The organism is Amycolatopsis sp. TRM77291, assembly GCF_054166285.1.
Genome location: NZ_JBSZHF010000001.1, coordinates 6,985,455 through 6,999,092, shown reverse-complemented (window position 1 = coordinate 6,999,092; position 13,638 = coordinate 6,985,455). Strand labels below are relative to the sequence as shown.

14 protein-coding genes are annotated in these 13,638 nt (G+C 69.0%); 10 read left to right on the top strand and 4 right to left on the bottom strand.

The window, feature by feature from the left end; genetic code table 11:
- The first annotated feature begins 83 nt into the window (after window positions 1–83).
- Genes ACXIZN_RS32580 through ACXIZN_RS32565 form a run of 4 tightly spaced genes read left to right on the top strand, consistent with a single transcriptional unit; the run spans window position 84 to window position 3,331 of the window.
- Window positions 84–692 (top strand): hypothetical protein, encoded by a 609-nt coding sequence (locus ACXIZN_RS32580; RefSeq protein ID WP_378341848.1) that lies wholly within the window; start codon window positions 84–86, stop codon window positions 690–692.
- Window positions 693–1,859, top strand: a complete 1,167-nt coding sequence (locus tag ACXIZN_RS32575; RefSeq protein ID WP_034309698.1) for a glutathionylspermidine synthase family protein — start codon at window positions 693–695, stop codon at window positions 1,857–1,859.
- A 58-nt stretch (window positions 1,860–1,917) separates the two neighbouring features.
- Window positions 1,918–2,370, top strand: a complete 453-nt coding sequence (locus ACXIZN_RS32570) for a DUF350 domain-containing protein (RefSeq protein WP_034309700.1) — start codon at window positions 1,918–1,920, stop codon at window positions 2,368–2,370.
- Between the two features lie 55 nt (window positions 2,371–2,425).
- On the top strand, window positions 2,426–3,331 hold the full coding sequence (locus ACXIZN_RS32565) for a haloalkane dehalogenase (protein WP_457958857.1): 906 nt from the start codon (window positions 2,426–2,428) through the stop codon (window positions 3,329–3,331).
- A 310-nt stretch (window positions 3,332–3,641) separates the two neighbouring features.
- Here the strand turns inward: ACXIZN_RS32565 and ACXIZN_RS32560 are convergent, their stop codons facing one another.
- Window positions 3,642–4,925, bottom strand: coding sequence for an aspartate aminotransferase family protein (locus ACXIZN_RS32560; protein WP_257483675.1), 1,284 nt, complete (start codon window positions 4,923–4,925; stop codon window positions 3,642–3,644).
- A 133-nt stretch (window positions 4,926–5,058) separates the two neighbouring features.
- Here ACXIZN_RS32560 and serS point away from each other — a divergent pair, with 133 nt between their 5' ends.
- Complete coding sequence (gene serS, locus ACXIZN_RS32555; RefSeq protein WP_457958856.1) at window positions 5,059–6,327, top strand: serine--tRNA ligase; 1,269 nt, start codon at window positions 5,059–5,061, stop codon at window positions 6,325–6,327.
- A gap of 27 nt (window positions 6,328–6,354) precedes the next feature.
- Window positions 6,355–7,347, top strand: a complete 993-nt coding sequence (locus ACXIZN_RS32550; protein WP_457958855.1) for a DUF3558 family protein — start codon at window positions 6,355–6,357, stop codon at window positions 7,345–7,347.
- 145 nt (window positions 7,348–7,492) lie between these two features.
- Here the strand turns inward: ACXIZN_RS32550 and lhgO are convergent, their stop codons facing one another.
- Window positions 7,493–8,743: an L-2-hydroxyglutarate oxidase gene (gene lhgO, locus ACXIZN_RS32545; protein ID WP_457958854.1), complete on the bottom strand. Its 1,251-nt coding sequence runs from the start codon at window positions 8,741–8,743 to the stop codon at window positions 7,493–7,495.
- Between the two features lie 14 nt (window positions 8,744–8,757).
- Between lhgO and ACXIZN_RS32540 the strand changes: the two genes are divergently transcribed.
- Window positions 8,758–9,354 (top strand): TetR/AcrR family transcriptional regulator, encoded by a 597-nt coding sequence (locus ACXIZN_RS32540; protein WP_457958853.1) that lies wholly within the window; start codon window positions 8,758–8,760, stop codon window positions 9,352–9,354.
- Window positions 9,351–9,842 carry a nuclear transport factor 2 family protein gene (locus ACXIZN_RS32535; protein ID WP_457958852.1) on the top strand — a complete coding sequence of 164 codons (492 nt, stop codon included), beginning with the start codon at window positions 9,351–9,353 and terminating at the stop codon, window positions 9,840–9,842. The genes ACXIZN_RS32540 and ACXIZN_RS32535 overlap by 4 nt, the downstream gene beginning before the upstream one ends.
- 61 nt (window positions 9,843–9,903) lie before the next feature.
- Here ACXIZN_RS32535 and ACXIZN_RS32530 read toward each other — a convergent pair whose 3' ends face one another.
- Entirely contained in the window at window positions 9,904–11,445 is a 1,542-nt protein-coding gene (locus ACXIZN_RS32530; protein WP_457958851.1) for an MFS transporter, read from the bottom strand.
- Window positions 11,442–12,533: a C45 family autoproteolytic acyltransferase/hydolase gene (locus ACXIZN_RS32525; RefSeq protein ID WP_457958850.1), complete on the bottom strand. Its 1,092-nt coding sequence runs from the start codon at window positions 12,531–12,533 to the stop codon at window positions 11,442–11,444. The genes ACXIZN_RS32530 and ACXIZN_RS32525 overlap by 4 nt, the downstream gene beginning before the upstream one ends.
- Before the next feature lie 142 nt (window positions 12,534–12,675).
- Here ACXIZN_RS32525 and ACXIZN_RS32520 point away from each other — a divergent pair, with 142 nt between their 5' ends.
- Both ACXIZN_RS32520 and ACXIZN_RS32515 read left to right on the top strand, forming a co-directional pair.
- The gene (locus ACXIZN_RS32520; protein ID WP_257483682.1) at window positions 12,676–12,894 is read left to right on the top strand and encodes a hypothetical protein; all 219 of its coding nucleotides are present in this window, start codon (window positions 12,676–12,678) and stop codon (window positions 12,892–12,894) included.
- Window positions 12,891–13,559 (top strand): hypothetical protein, encoded by a 669-nt coding sequence (locus ACXIZN_RS32515; protein WP_457958849.1) that lies wholly within the window; start codon window positions 12,891–12,893, stop codon window positions 13,557–13,559. The genes ACXIZN_RS32520 and ACXIZN_RS32515 overlap by 4 nt, the downstream gene beginning before the upstream one ends.
- The last annotated feature ends 79 nt before the right edge of the window (window positions 13,560–13,638 follow it).

Below are 13,638 nucleotides of genomic sequence, written 5' to 3'. Positions count from 1 at the left end.
GCCCGCGCCGCACGTAAGGTGCGCGTACCGGGTGGTTAGTGTTGAGACACGGGTTCGGGCCGGCGGGCGATTACGGAGCTTCGATGACGCAGGATGACAACCAGGGGGCACAGGGGCCTCAGGAGCCGCCCAAGCGCGGCTCCATGCGCTTCCAGGACGGCAGCACGCAGGCGCGGCAGCCGTCGTTGGCCGAGCAGCGGGCGCGGCAGCAGGCACTGGCGGAGCAGGAGCGCCAGGAGGCGCTGGCCGCCGAAGCCGCTCGCGCCGCCGAGAAGAAGTCTTCGACCAAGAAGAAGATCCTGATCGGAACCGGTGTGACGGTCGGTCTGGTCGGTCTGGTCGCGACGTTCTACACGGTCGCGAAGCCGGAGAACGTCACGGCCGTCTGCACCACCAGAGACACCGAGATCGTCGACAACGACCAGAACTGCGACGAGAACTACGTGCGGTCGCACGGCGGTTACGTCAGCGGCGGGTTCTTCTTCCTCCCCATCGGCGGTATCGGTGGGCCGATGCAGAGCTACCGCTACAACTACGGCGGCTCCGGCGCGATCGGGCAGCGCGTGTCGGGTGGCTCGTACACCGCGCCGTCGAACGCGAACGTCAGCACGAAATCGGGCAAGTCCGTCCAGCGTGGCGGGTTCGGCATCAGCGGCAAGAGCGGCGGCAGCGGCAAGAGCGGGGGCTCGTAGGTGTACCGGGATTCCAAGCCGCCCCGGCGGGACTGGCAGAACATCGTCGAAGAGCAGGGCCTGGTCTTCGGCACGCCCGCCCGCGACGGCTCCGGCAAGTCCCGGCCGTACTGGGACGAGTCGGTCCACTACGTCTTCGACATGGACGAGATCCTGTCCGTCGAGGCGGACGTGGAGCTGCTGCACTCGATGTGCCTCGAAGCCGTCGACAACGTGATCACCACCGAGCAGTACCACCGCTTCGGCATCCCCGAGTGGGTCTGGCCGCATATCGCCGAGTCGTGGAAGCGGCAGGATCCGCACGTCTACGGCCGGTTCGACCTGCGGTACGACGGCAAGAGCCCGGCGAAGCTGCTCGAGTACAACGCCGACACCCCGACCTCGCTGCTCGAAGCCGCGGTGCTGCAGTGGCACTGGAAGACCGCGGTCTTCCCCGACGACGACCAGTGGAACTCGATCCACGAAAAGCTGGTCGAGCGCTGGGGCGAACTCGCCGACAAGCTGCCGTCGAACGAACTGCATTTCACCTGGTCGTCGGCCGACCCGTCCGGTGAGGACCACGTGACGACGGCGTACCTGCAGGAGACCGCGGCCGAGGCCGGGCTCGACACCGTCGGCCTGTCGATCGAGGAGATCGGCTGGGACCCGGTGCTCAAGCGGTTCGTCGACCTCGAAGAGGCGCAGATGGCGACCGTGGTGAAGCTCTACCCGTGGGAATGGGTGGTCGACGAGGAGTTCGGCCGTTTCGCCGTCGAGACCATGCCGCGCACGCTGTGGGTCGAGCCGCTGTGGAAGATGATCCTCTCCAACAAGACGCTGCTCGCGATCCTGTGGGAGAACTACCCGGGCCATCCGAACCTGCTGCCCGCCTTCGCCGACGACCCCGGCCTGCTGACCGAGTACGTCCGCAAGCCGAAACTCGGCCGCGAGGGCGCGAACGTGCAGATCGTCGCCACCGGGTACGAGACGCAGACCGACGGGGTCTACGGCGCGGAAGGGTTCGTCTACCAGGCGTTCGACCCGCTCCCCGAGTTCCAGGGCTACCGGCCCGCGCTCGGCGCGTGGATCGTCGGGGACCAGGCCGCCGGCCTCGGCATCCGCGAGACCGCGGGACTCGTCACCGACGACGGTGCGGCGTTCGTCCCGCACCGCATCGTCGAGTCGTGATAGAAGCAACCGCACAAACCTGACATTCCTGACCAGCACGTACCTCTGGGAGCACCCTGTGACCACCACCCTTGCGCTGTCCGACACGTTCGGCTCCGACCTCGTGCGAGGGATCGGCGCGATCCTGCTGTACGGCGTCGTCGGCCTGCTGCTGATGTTCGCCGGGTTCTGGGCGATCGACTGGACCACGCCCGGCAAGCTGTCCCAGCTGGTCAGCCGCGGCCTGCCGAACGCGGTCATCGTCACCGCGTCGGGCCTGCTGTCGATGGCGTTCATCGTCGTCGTGGCGATCGCGAACTCCGCCAGCGACCTGACCGAGGGCCTCATCACCTCGCTGGTCTACGGCCTGCTCGGCATCGTCGTCCAGGTGCTGGCCGTCCGGCTGCTGGAGTGGGCGACCCGCATCGACGTCCGTTCGACCATCGAGAGCGACAAGTTCGCCCCGGTCAGCGTTGTGGTCGCGGCCGCGCACCTGGCCCTCGGCCTGGTCGTGGCCGTCGGCATCTCGTGATTTCTTGACCTGCTGAAACCGGCATCGGCGCACGATTCCCACTAACGTGGGGGTCGTGCGCCTTTTAAGGACACCGGACGACCGGTTCTCGGACCTGCCCGATTTCGACTTCGAACCGCGCTACGCGGAACTCGTCGACCTTCACGGCGGCGTGATCAGAGTGGGATACGTGGAGGCCGGACCCGAAGACGGGCCGCCCGTTCTCCTGCTGCACGGCGAGCCCACCTGGTCCTACCTCTATCGCAAGGTCATCCCGGTGCTCGCCGACGCCGGGCTGCGCGCCATCGCGCCCGACCTGGTCGGCTTCGGCCGATCCGACAAACCCGGCGACATGGTCGACCACACCTACCAGCGGCACGTCGAGTGGATGCGCGCGTTCGCCTTCGACGTCCTCGACCTGACCGACGTCACCCTGGTCGGCCAGGACTGGGGCGGCCTGATCGGCCTGCGGCTGGTCGCCGAAAACCCCGATCGGTTCGCCAGGGTCGTCGCGGCCAACACCGGTCTCCCCACCGGCGACACCGACATGCCCGAGCTGTGGCACAAGTTCCGCGACACCGTCGAGAACGCCCAGGTGCTCGACGTCGGGCGCTTCGTCCAGTCGGGCTGTCAGACCAAGTTGTCCGAAGAGGTCCGCGCCGCCTACGACGCGCCTTTCCCGAACGAGATGTACAAGGCCGCGCCGCGCGCGATGCCTTCGCTGGTGCCGATCACCCCGGACGATCCGGCCTCGGCCGCCAACCGGGCCGCGCTGAAGGTGCTTTCGGAACTGGACAAGCCGTTCCTGGTCTCGTTCTCCGACGGCGACCCGATCACCGCGCCGTGGGGCCTCGAACTGCGGGGCTCGATGCGCGGCGCCCGCGAACTCGAGCATCCGACGATCACCGGGGCGGGCCACTTCCTGCAGGAGGACGCGGGCGGACGGCTGGGAGAGGTAATCGCGCGCTTCGTGCACTCCTGAACGCACTCCAGCGACCAAGGGTCTGGCTGGGGTGCTGGAGGCGTGGTGTCGCGAAAGCCACTTTCGGGACATCAGTCGTCTCGAAAGTGGCTTTCGCGANGAGGACGCGGGCGGACGGCTGGGAGAGGTAATCGCGCGCTTCGTGCACTCCTGAACGCACTCCAGCGACCAAGGGTCTGGCTGGGGTGCTGGAGGCGTGGTGTCGCGAAAGCCACTTTCGGGACATCAGTCGTCTCGAAAGTGGCTTTCGCGACATGATCGCCAGGGCGGTACCGGGCCCCGGCAAGACCCCGGCGAGACGGACGTCCGGTCAGGAGACGGCGGCCAGTGCGTCGGTGATGATCGCGAGGCCTTCGGCGGCCTCTTCGGCGGTGAGCGTCATCGGCGGCGCGATCCGCAGCACGTTGCCGTGCAGCCCGCCCTTGCCGATCAGCAGCCCGCGCGCCTTGGTCTCCTCCATCATCCGCGCCGCGGCCCCCGGATTCGGCGTCATCCCGCCCGGCTCGACCAGTTCGACGCCGATCATCAGGCCCTTGCCGCGCACGTCCCCGATCAGCGGGTTCCCCGCCGCGCGCAGGCCGTCGAGCAGTTCGTTGCCGCGGGCGAGCGCGTTGGCCTGCAGGTCGTGGTCGGCGATGTGGTCGAGCACGGCGGCCGCGCCCGCCATCGCGACCGGGTTGCCGCCGAAGGTCGAGATCGAGTTCGCGGTGAGGCAGTCGACCAGGTCGCCGCGAGCCACGAGACCGCCGATCGCGAGACCGTTGCCGAGGCCCTTCGCGAAGGTCATCGCGTCGGGGACGACGTCGTGCGCCTGGATCCCCCAGTAGTGTTCCCCGGTCCGTCCCCAGCCGGTCTGGACCTCGTCGGAGATGAACAGGATCCCGTACTGGTCGAGGACCTCCTTCATCGCCTTGAACAGGCCGTCCGGCGGTGAGCTGAAGCCGCCGACGCCCTGGATCGGCTCGGCGATCATGCAGGCGACGTCGCCCGAAGTGCCCGTCTCCAGGACGTCGACCAGGTCCGCGACGCACGCGTCGATGTACTCGGTGTCCGAAAGCGCCCGGAACGGGCTGCGGTACCGGTAGCCGCCGTGCACGTAGCTCACCTTCACCGGGCTGAGCGACGACGCCGACCAGCCGCGGTTGCCGGTGATGCCGACCGTCGCGAACGACCGGCCGTGGTACGAGTTCCGCATCGCCAGCACCTGGTTGCTGCGCCGGTACTGGGTGGCGAGCATGAGCGCGGTGTCGTTCGCTTCGGTCCCGGAGTTGGTGAAGAACACCTTCGCGTCGGGGATGCCGGAGAGCTTCGCGATGCGCTCGGCCAGTTCGACCTGCGAGCGGATCAGGTACAGCGTCGAAGTGTGCAGGATGCCGGTGTCGAGCTGCTTGCGCACGGCGTCGCTGATCGCCGAGACGTCGTAGCCCATCGAGTTCGTCAGGATGCCCGCGAAGAAGTCGAGGTAGGTGCGCCCGGTCGAGTCGATGACCCGGCGGTCCTGCGCGTGCACGATCTCGATCGGCTCGTCGTAGTAGAGCGCCAGCCACGACGGCAGTACCGCCTTGTGCCGCGCCAGCAGGTCCGCATCGGTCATCGGGTTTCTCCGTCCGCAGCAGGGGGATCTCAGTATGGGGACGGCCCGAAACGGGCGGCAACGATCAGACTGTCGGGTTATCCGCGCGGACCCGCACATTTTGTGCGGCCGGCACGGACTACTCTCAGCACTCGTGATTGACCCCAGGACTCTGCGCGATGACCCGGACGTCGTGCGCGCTTCGCAGCGCGCCCGTGGCGAGGACGAAGGAGTGGTCGACAAGCTGCTCTCCCTCGACTCCCGTCGCCGGTCCTCCATCGCCGCCGCCGACAAGCTGCGCGCCGAGCAGAAGTCGCTGGGCAAACTCATCCCCAAGGCGCAGGGCGACGAGCGGGCCGAGCTGCTCGCCAAGGCGAAGGACCTCGCCGCCCAGGTCAAGACGGCCGAAGTCGAGCAGACCGAGGCGTCGGAGGAGTTCGAGCAGCTGCACCGCCTGGTGCCGAACCTCGTCCACCCCGATGCGCCCGAAGGCGGCGAGGACGACTACGTCGTGCTCAAGCACGTCGGCGAGCCGAAGAAGTTCGACTTCGAGCCGAAGGACCACCTCGAACTCTGCGAGGGCCTCGGCGCGCTCGACATGGAGCGTGGCGCGAAGGTCTCGGGCTCGCGGTTCTACTTCCTCACCGGCATCGGCGCCCAGCTCCAGCTCGGCCTGCTGAACATGGCGATCGCGCAGGCGACCGCGAACGGGTTCACCCCGATGATCACCCCGACCCTGGTGCGGCCGGAGATCATGGCGGGCACCGGTTTCCTCGGCGCGCACTCGTCGGAGGTCTACCGGCTGCGCGACGACGACCTGTACCTCGTCGGCACGTCCGAGGTCCCCCTCGCCGGCTACCACGCCGACGAGATCCTCGACCTCGCCAACGGCCCGAAGCGGTACGCGGGCTGGTCGTCCTGCTACCGCCGCGAGGCCGGTTCGTACGGCAAGGACACCCGCGGCATCATCCGCGTCCACCAGTTCGACAAGGTCGAGATGTTCGTCTACACGCGTCCCGAGGACGCCGAAGCCGAGCACGCGCGCCTGCTGGACTGGGAAGAGCAGATGCTCGCCAAGATCGAGGTCCCGTACCGGGTGATCGACACCGCCACCGGCGACCTCGGCACCTCGGCGTACCGGAAGTTCGACTGCGAGGCGTGGGTGCCGTCGCAGGAGACCTACCGCGAGCTGACCTCGACGTCGAACTGCACGACCTTCCAGGCCCGCCGCCTCGGCATCCGCTACCGCGACGACGACGGCCGCCCGCAGACCGTCGCCACGCTGAACGGCACGCTGGCCACCACCAGGTGGATCGTCGCGATCCTGGAGAACCACCAGCTCGAAGACGGTTCCGTCCGGGTTCCGGAGGCGCTTCGCCCCTTCCTCGGCGGAACCGAGGTGCTCACGCCGGCATCCAAGTAGCCGTCGGCGGTGAGGGGAAGAGGACGCATGCGGTTTCGGAATTCGCTCGCGATCGGGCTGGCGGTGCTGACGCTCGGCGGCTGCACGTCGGTCGTCGGCGGTACGGCGTCGCCGGTGCCGGGGCAGGGCCCGGTCATCACGAAGGCCGAGCCGTGCAAGCTGCTCTCGCAGGAGCAGGCGGCGGCCATCGGCGTCACCTTCCCCGGCAAGGAACGTCCGGCGGACAAGGTGCAGAAGGTCCCCGGGACCTGCCGGTACCCGGAGCTGGAGGACGCGCCCGACGGGGTCACGCTCGAGGTGTCGCAGAGCTTCGACCTCCCGCTGGTCGAGTACGTCAACGGCGCTCTTCCCGGGGAGAAGTTCGGCATCGGCGGGTTCACCTGGACCCGGTACGCGTCCATCTTCGGCCCGAGCCACTGCTCGCTGATGACCGAACTCGATCCGAAGACCTTCGTCGAGATCACGAGCGAGGCCCCCGGCGAAGACGTCACCAAGGCCTGTGACCTGGCGAAGGCCGCGGCTCCCGCGGTCGCGTCCAACCTGCCCGGCGGACAGCCGAGCCCGCCGCTCACCGCGCCCCCCGGCCAGAAGCCGATCGAGCCCTCCGGGCCGCTCATGACCGTCGATCCGTGCTCGCTGCTCAAACCGGAGCAGGTGACGCCGTTCAACCTCCAGGCCGCGCGGCCGATGAACGGTTCGTCGAGGGATCCGAAGAACGGCTGCCAGTGGGACGACAACGACGGCGACAAGGGCAAGAAGGCGCTCGACCTGTGGATCTACACGGCGACGAAACTCGAGGACGTCCCCGGTCTCGACGGCACGCCGGTCGAGCAGATGGTGGCGGGCAAGAAGTGGTTCGTCTACTCCAGCCCGGACAGCCCGATCTGCGTCGCGATGCTGCCGGTCACGGAGACGTCCTCGGTCAAGGTCGACACCGGTGACCTCAGCGACAACGCCAAGGCCTGCGAAATCCCGCAGGCCGTCATGCCGCTGGTGACCGGGAACATGCCCGCTTTCTAGCCGGTCAGTTCGTCAAGTCTGCGCAAGGGGTCATGGAGCCGGAGCGCGTCGCGAAAGCCACGTTCGCGACGCCTGATGTCCCGAAAGTGGCTTTCGCGACACCTGGTGCACGAAGCCCAGCGAACAGACTTACAGGGCCCGCTTTCTAGCCGGTCAGTTCGTCGGCGATGTGCTTCGCGATCTCCAGCGAGCTGGTCGCCGCCGGTGAGGGCGCGTTGAGGACGTGCACCTGGTTCCGCGCGGTCTCGATCAGGAAGTCGTCGACGAGCGCGCCGTCCGGGCGCAGTGCCTGCGCGCGGACGCCGGAGCCGTGCCGCACGATGTCGTCCTCGGTGACGGCGGGGACGAGCCGCGCGAGGCTTTCGGCGAAGCGGCGGCGCGAGAACGAGCGGCGGACCTCGTCGAGCCCGGTCGGGTACGCGTACTTGCGCGCGAGCCGCCAGACGCCGGGGAAGCGGGCGACCTCGGCGAGGTCCTTCGCCGAGATGTCGCGCCAGGTGTAGCCCTCGCGGCGAAGCGCGAGCACGGCGTTGGGGCCGGCGTGCACGCTGCCGTCGAGCATGCGGGTCAGGTGCACGCCGAGGAACGGCAGCGACGCGTCCGGCACCGGGTAGATCAGGCCGCGCACGAGATGGCGGCGTTCCGGCTTCAGCTCGTAGTACTCGCCGCGGAACGGGACGATCCGCGCGCTCGGGGTCAGCCCGGCGAGCCGCGCGACGCGGTCGGCGTGCAGGCCGGCGCAGTTGACGAGGGCGTCCGCGTGGATCACTTCGTCACCGGTGGCCACCTCGACACCGCCGGTGCGGCCGGGCCGGATCCCCAGCGCGGGCGTGCCGAGGCGCAGGTCGGCGTCGGCTTCGTCGAGCAGCCGCACCAGGGCGGCGCAGACGCCCGCGAAGTCGATGATGCCGGTGGACTCCACGCGCAGCGCGGCGACGCACGAGACCTCGGGTTCGTACTCGCGGGCCTCGCTCGGCGTGATCAGCTTCGCCGGGACACCGTTCGCCTCGGCGCGTTCGGCGAGCACCTTCAACGCCGGAAGCTCCGCTTCGGAGGTGGCGACGACGAGTTTGCCGCAGACCTCGACCGGCACCCCGTACTGCCGGGCGAAGTCCACAATGGACCGGTTGCCCGCGGTCGCCATCCTGGCCTTGAACGAGCCCGGCTTGTAGTAGAGCCCCGCGTGCACGACGTTCGAGTTGTGCCCGGTCTGGTGGGCCGCCCAGTGGTCCTCCTTCTCGAGCACCGTGACGTCCAGACCACGTTTGGTCAGCTCCCAGGCGGTGGCGAGACCGACGATCCCGCCTCCGATGACTACGACTGTGCGCACGATCGACCAGGTTACCCGGAGCGCTACCTGACAGGCGTCAGGTTCGGTGGTAGCGTACCTAACCAATGTCAGGTAAGCGCTTGAGCAGGGAAGAACGCCGGGAGCGGATCCTCGCCGCGGCGGCGCGGGTGTTCGCCGCGTCCGGCTACGACGCGGCCGGGATGCGCGAGGTCGCGACGGCCGCCGGCGTCAGCACCCCCGTTCTCTACGACCACTTCCCGTCCAAGGCCGCGCTGTACGCCGGGCTTCTGGAGTCCGAAGTGGACAGCCTGCTGGCCGGCTGGGCGGAGCTGCCGCCTTCGGACACCGCCGAGGAGCTGCTGCGTGGCCGCGTGGCGGCGATCTTCGCCTGGATGGAGGCGAACGAACGCGGCTGGCGGATGATCTTCGCCGAGACGCCGTCCGACGAAGCGGTCGCCGAGGTGCACCGGCGCGGACAGGCCAGGGCCACGGGGCAGCTGACCGAGGTGTTCGCCCAGGTTCCCGGCCTGGCGCTGACCGCGGACCTGCCGCGCGACCGCGCGAACGAAGCGCTCGCCGAAGCGGCCAAGAGCGCACTGAACGCCATCGCCACCTGGTGGTGGAGCAACCGCGACATCCCGCGGGAGCAGGTCATCGCGCTCACCGCGGACCTGTTGTGGCGCGGGCTGGGGAACCTGATCCAGGAGGACACATGAGCACCGAAACCGCCGAGCGATACCGCCGCGCCCTCGAAACCCGGGACGTCGAACTCGCGCTGAGCGCCTTCGCGCCGGACGCCGTCGTGCGCTCGCCGTTGACGAGCCGGGTGCGGTTCACCGGGCACGCGGAACTCAGGCCGCTGCTGGAGGTCGCGTACTCGCATCTGCGCGACGTCCGGTTCCACACCGACACCGGCGACGAGGCGACGCGAGTCGTCGTCTACACCGCGCGTATCGGCGGTGAAGAGATCGAAGAGGCGGCGGTGCTGAACCTCGGCGAAGACGGGCTCATCGCCGAAGTGACGCTGTTCGTGCGGCCGCTGCCGGGGCTCGTCGCGCTGATGGACGCCTTCGGCCCGGACATCGCCCGCCGCAACGGCCGCACGTTCGCGGCCCGGCTGCTCAAGGTGGCCGCGAAACCCTTGCTGGCCATGGTCCGGTCCGGTGACAAACGCGCGGTCCCGCTGGCCGGTCCGAGGGGCTGACGAGTGTCATGAACGGCCCTTTCCTGACGAAAAACGTCAGGAAAGGGCCGTTCATGACATTTCACGCTGCCACGGGCACCGGAGCCGGTTCGTCTTCGGGGTCTTCGAGGACCTTCGGCACCCCGCGCAACGTGAACAGCGCGCTCACCGCCAGCAACGCCATCAGCGCCGCCGAGCACAGCATCGTCACCTGCAACCCGTCGACGAACGCCGACTTCGCACTCGCCAAGACCAGCGCGCCTTGGTCCGCCGGCAACTGGGCCGCGACCTGCACGGCACCGCCGAGCGTGTCCGAGATCGCCGCCGACGCTTCCGGCGGCACACCGGACGGGAGGACGAGTTCGTTCCGGTACAGCGCGCCGAGCACACTGCCGAGGACCGCGATCCCCAGCGCCCCACCGAGTTCGGTCGCCGTCTCGGAGATCGCCGACGCCGCGCCCGCCCTGGCCTTCGGCACGACGCCGAGCACCGTGTCCGTCGCGACGGCGAGGATCAGCGACAGCCCGACCCCGAAGACGATCATCGCCGCGAGCAGGTCGGTGTAGACGATCGTCACGCCGACCGCCGAGTACAACGCGAACCCGACCGCCGACAGGGCACAACCCAGCCCGATGGTGACCGCGCGGCCGAACACCTTGATCGCCAGCGGCGCGAGCACGCCGCCGAGGATCGCGCCGCCCATCCCGGGCAGCCCGGCGAGCCCGGACTTCAGCGGCGACCAGCCCGCCACCAGCTGCAGGTACTGCGCGAACATCAGCGAGACCGCGAGCTGCGCGAACATCGCCAGGATCGTGGTGCCGACGGTCGCCGAGAACGCCCGCTGGGCGAACAGCTTCAGGTCCATCAACGGTTCGGCCAGCCGCGGCTGCCGCAGGACGAACGCCAGCAGGCAGCCGAGGCCGAGCACGGCGGCGACCGCGACGTCCCAGTGTCCCCAGCCCTTGTACGCGATTTCCTTGATCGTGTAGACGATCCCGACCATGCCGACGAGCGAGAGCAGCACGCTGGGCACGTCGATGCGATGGGACACCGGGTTCTTCGACTCGGGCAGGATCAGCGCGCCCGCGATCACCATGACCACGACCACCGGAACGTTGACCAGGAACACCGAGCCCCACCAGAAGTGGTCGAGCAGGAAACCGCCGACGAGCGGCCCCATGCCGAAACCGAGGATCGTCAGCCCGCTCGAAACCCCGATCACGGCCGCGCGTTCCTTGCCGGTGAACACGTTCCGCACGATCGACAGCGTCGAGGGCATCAGTGTCGCGGCGGCGATCCCGAGCAGCGCGCGGGCGGCGATCAGGAGTTCCGCCGTCGGCGCGTACGCCGTGATCACCGAGGCGACACCGAACAGCGACGCCCCGATCAGCAACAGCTTCTTCCGCCCGACCCGGTCGCCGATGTTCCCCATCGTGATCAGCAGCCCGGCGAGGGCGAAACCGTACGCGTCGGCGATCCACAGCAGTTCCGTCGTCGACGGGTGCATCTGTTCCGAAAGCGACGGCAGCACCAGGTGCAGCACGGTCAGGTCGATCGCGATCAGCAGCTGCGCCAGCACGCAGACCGCGACGGTGCCGATCTTGCGGCCCTTGCCGATGGTCACCGCGAGATCCCGAAGGTGAGTTCCGGCGTGTGCCGCGCGGTGCCGTTCTCGCCGTCGCCAAGGTAGAACCGGGTGCTCAGGGTGCGGGCCGACGGGTCGAGGACGCTGCGCCACAACGTCCGCCACGGCGCGCCGGGCTCGACCGCGAAGGCCACCGTGTCGAGCGCGTCCCGCGTTCCGGAGTCCGCTTCCTTGGTGATGGTGCGAAGCCGCTCGTAGGTGCGCATGGTCTCCGGGTTGTCCTCGGGCAGCGCGTCGAGATCCGGATGACGGTGCAGCAGGTGGTTCGTGACGCACAGCGGCCCGTCGGCCACCTCGACGAAGTACTCGACGTCGTGCGCTCCGCGTTCGTAGACGAAGCCGCGGCCGGAGGTGTCGGCGACGATGTAGTGGCAGGGCGCGCCGTGCGCGTACTGCTTGGCGAGCATCAGCGCTTCCTTGGCCTCTTCGACGGTTTCGCAGGTGTCCAGCAGATACCGGCACACCTGCAGCACCGAGAGGCCCGCCTGAGGACCGTGGTCCAGCGGCATGGCCGTCTCGACCTCGGCCATCAGCAGGGTGACGACGAGCCCGGCCTCGTTGACGCCCTCCGTCCCGCCGTCCATTGTGGACATGGTGAGCGAGGTCGATGCGATGCCGTCGTCGGGGATCGTCGTCAGGACATAGGGCCGTGACGCCATCGGGACGGTCCCGTCGTCGACCGGCTCCTCACCGGCCAGCACCGCACCCAGCTGAGTCCAGCTCATGGTGAAGAAGTCGTAGTTGCGGCCGAGCTCGGTCCCCGTCCAGAGCGCCGAACAACCCGATCCAGGGGGCAAGGCACTCGCGTCGTCGAAGGAGACCGCCGCGTCGGTGGCGAACCCGTGCGCCTCGGCGAACCCGGCCGTGCGCGCCGCGTACTGAGGCCAGTTCCGGGCGAACCAGGTACGCCGCGCCTTGGCCACGATCGGATCGAGCGACGGCGGCGACCATTCCGAGCGCGCCTTCACCTCGGCGCCGAGGGCATGGCCGATTTCGGCCTGGGAGCCGCGCAGCGTCAGATGCCGCACGGCGAGGAAGTCTTCGGGAGAACCGGCTACGTAGGTCATGCCACGGAGGGTGTCCGCCGCCGCTGACCGTCCACGCACCAAGCGCTGTCAGTGCCTGACGGTGTCTGACGGCGGTGTCATCGGAATGTCATGTGCCCCGCGCGAAAGTGGTCCCACCAGGCAACGACAAGCGAGGGAAACCATGCTCAGCAACAAGGTGTACATCATCGGCGGGGCCGTCCTCAGCGTCCTCTTCGTCGCGCTCGCGATGGTCGAGTTCTCCACCGGCTACCCGGACGACGGCCTGCAGGACCTGCTCTACGCCGCCGTGAGCGCCGGCGCCGGCGCGCTGCTGTACGTCCTCGACCGCCGTCAGCGTGAGCGTCGCGCGGCCGCCGAAGCGCAGCGTGACGCCCGATGAGGAACATCGACGGCGGCTTCCTCGCCGCACCCGACCAGGCCTCCCTCCAACGCCGCGAGCAGGACGTGCGCAAGGGCAAGCTCGCGCTGATGCTTGCCGTGGTCGGCGGGTTCGTCGCGCTGGTCGCCGGCTACAACGTCGTCGCCGACTTCTCCCCGGTTTCGCTGGTGGTGACGATGCTCGGGCTGGCCGCCGCGATCGGCGGCGGGCTGCTCACCAAACACCTGATGCGCGCCGTGCGGTTCCGGGTGCACAAACCGAACGCGGGCCTGGTCGGCGCCGCGAAGCTGACCGGGATGGTGGTGGTCGTCCTCGGCTTCATCGCACTGGTCGGCTCACTGGAAGGGCCCGGCGTGCTGCGGATCATCGCGATCGCCGTCGGCTGCGCGGCCATCGGCTACGTGAAATCGCTGCACGACCAGCAATGGGTGCTCTTCGAACTGGACGCGGTCGGCGTCCGGATCGAGCGGACGGTCGTCCCGTGGCGGGACGTCACCCGGCTCACCATCGATCCGGTCGGTCCCGGGATGACCCGCCTCGGCGCGGTCCCGGTCAACGCGGCACCGCTGTACGTCGCGGTCCAGGACAGCGAGCTCGACCAGCGGCTCCTCGCCGACGCCGTCGGCCGCTTCGCGCCGCAGGGCACGCAGCTGGCCCGCGCCTAGGCGCCCGACGCGGCTATGACCGTCCACAAGGGACCAAGGGTTCCGGTCGACCGTGTCGCGAAAGCCACTTTCGGGACAT

Excerpts from the sequence above, each read along its gene's own strand:
- ACXIZN_RS32580 (WP_378341848.1), top strand. The coding sequence starts at position 84 with ATGACGCAGGATGACAACCAGGGGGCACAGGGGCCTCAGGAGCCGCCC.
- ACXIZN_RS32560 (WP_257483675.1), bottom strand. The coding sequence starts at position 4,925 with ATGACCGATGCGGACCTGCTGGCGCGGCACAAGGCGGTACTGCCGTCG.
- ACXIZN_RS32550 (WP_457958855.1), top strand. The coding sequence starts at position 6,355 with ATGCGGTTTCGGAATTCGCTCGCGATCGGGCTGGCGGTGCTGACGCTC.
- ACXIZN_RS32535 (WP_457958852.1), top strand. The coding sequence starts at position 9,351 with ATGAGCACCGAAACCGCCGAGCGATACCGCCGCGCCCTCGAAACCCGG.
- ACXIZN_RS32525 (WP_457958850.1), bottom strand. The coding sequence starts at position 12,533 with ATGACCTACGTAGCCGGTTCTCCCGAAGACTTCCTCGCCGTGCGGCAT.
- ACXIZN_RS32520 (WP_257483682.1), top strand. The coding sequence starts at position 12,676 with ATGCTCAGCAACAAGGTGTACATCATCGGCGGGGCCGTCCTCAGCGTC.
- ACXIZN_RS32515 (WP_457958849.1), top strand. The coding sequence starts at position 12,891 with ATGAGGAACATCGACGGCGGCTTCCTCGCCGCACCCGACCAGGCCTCC.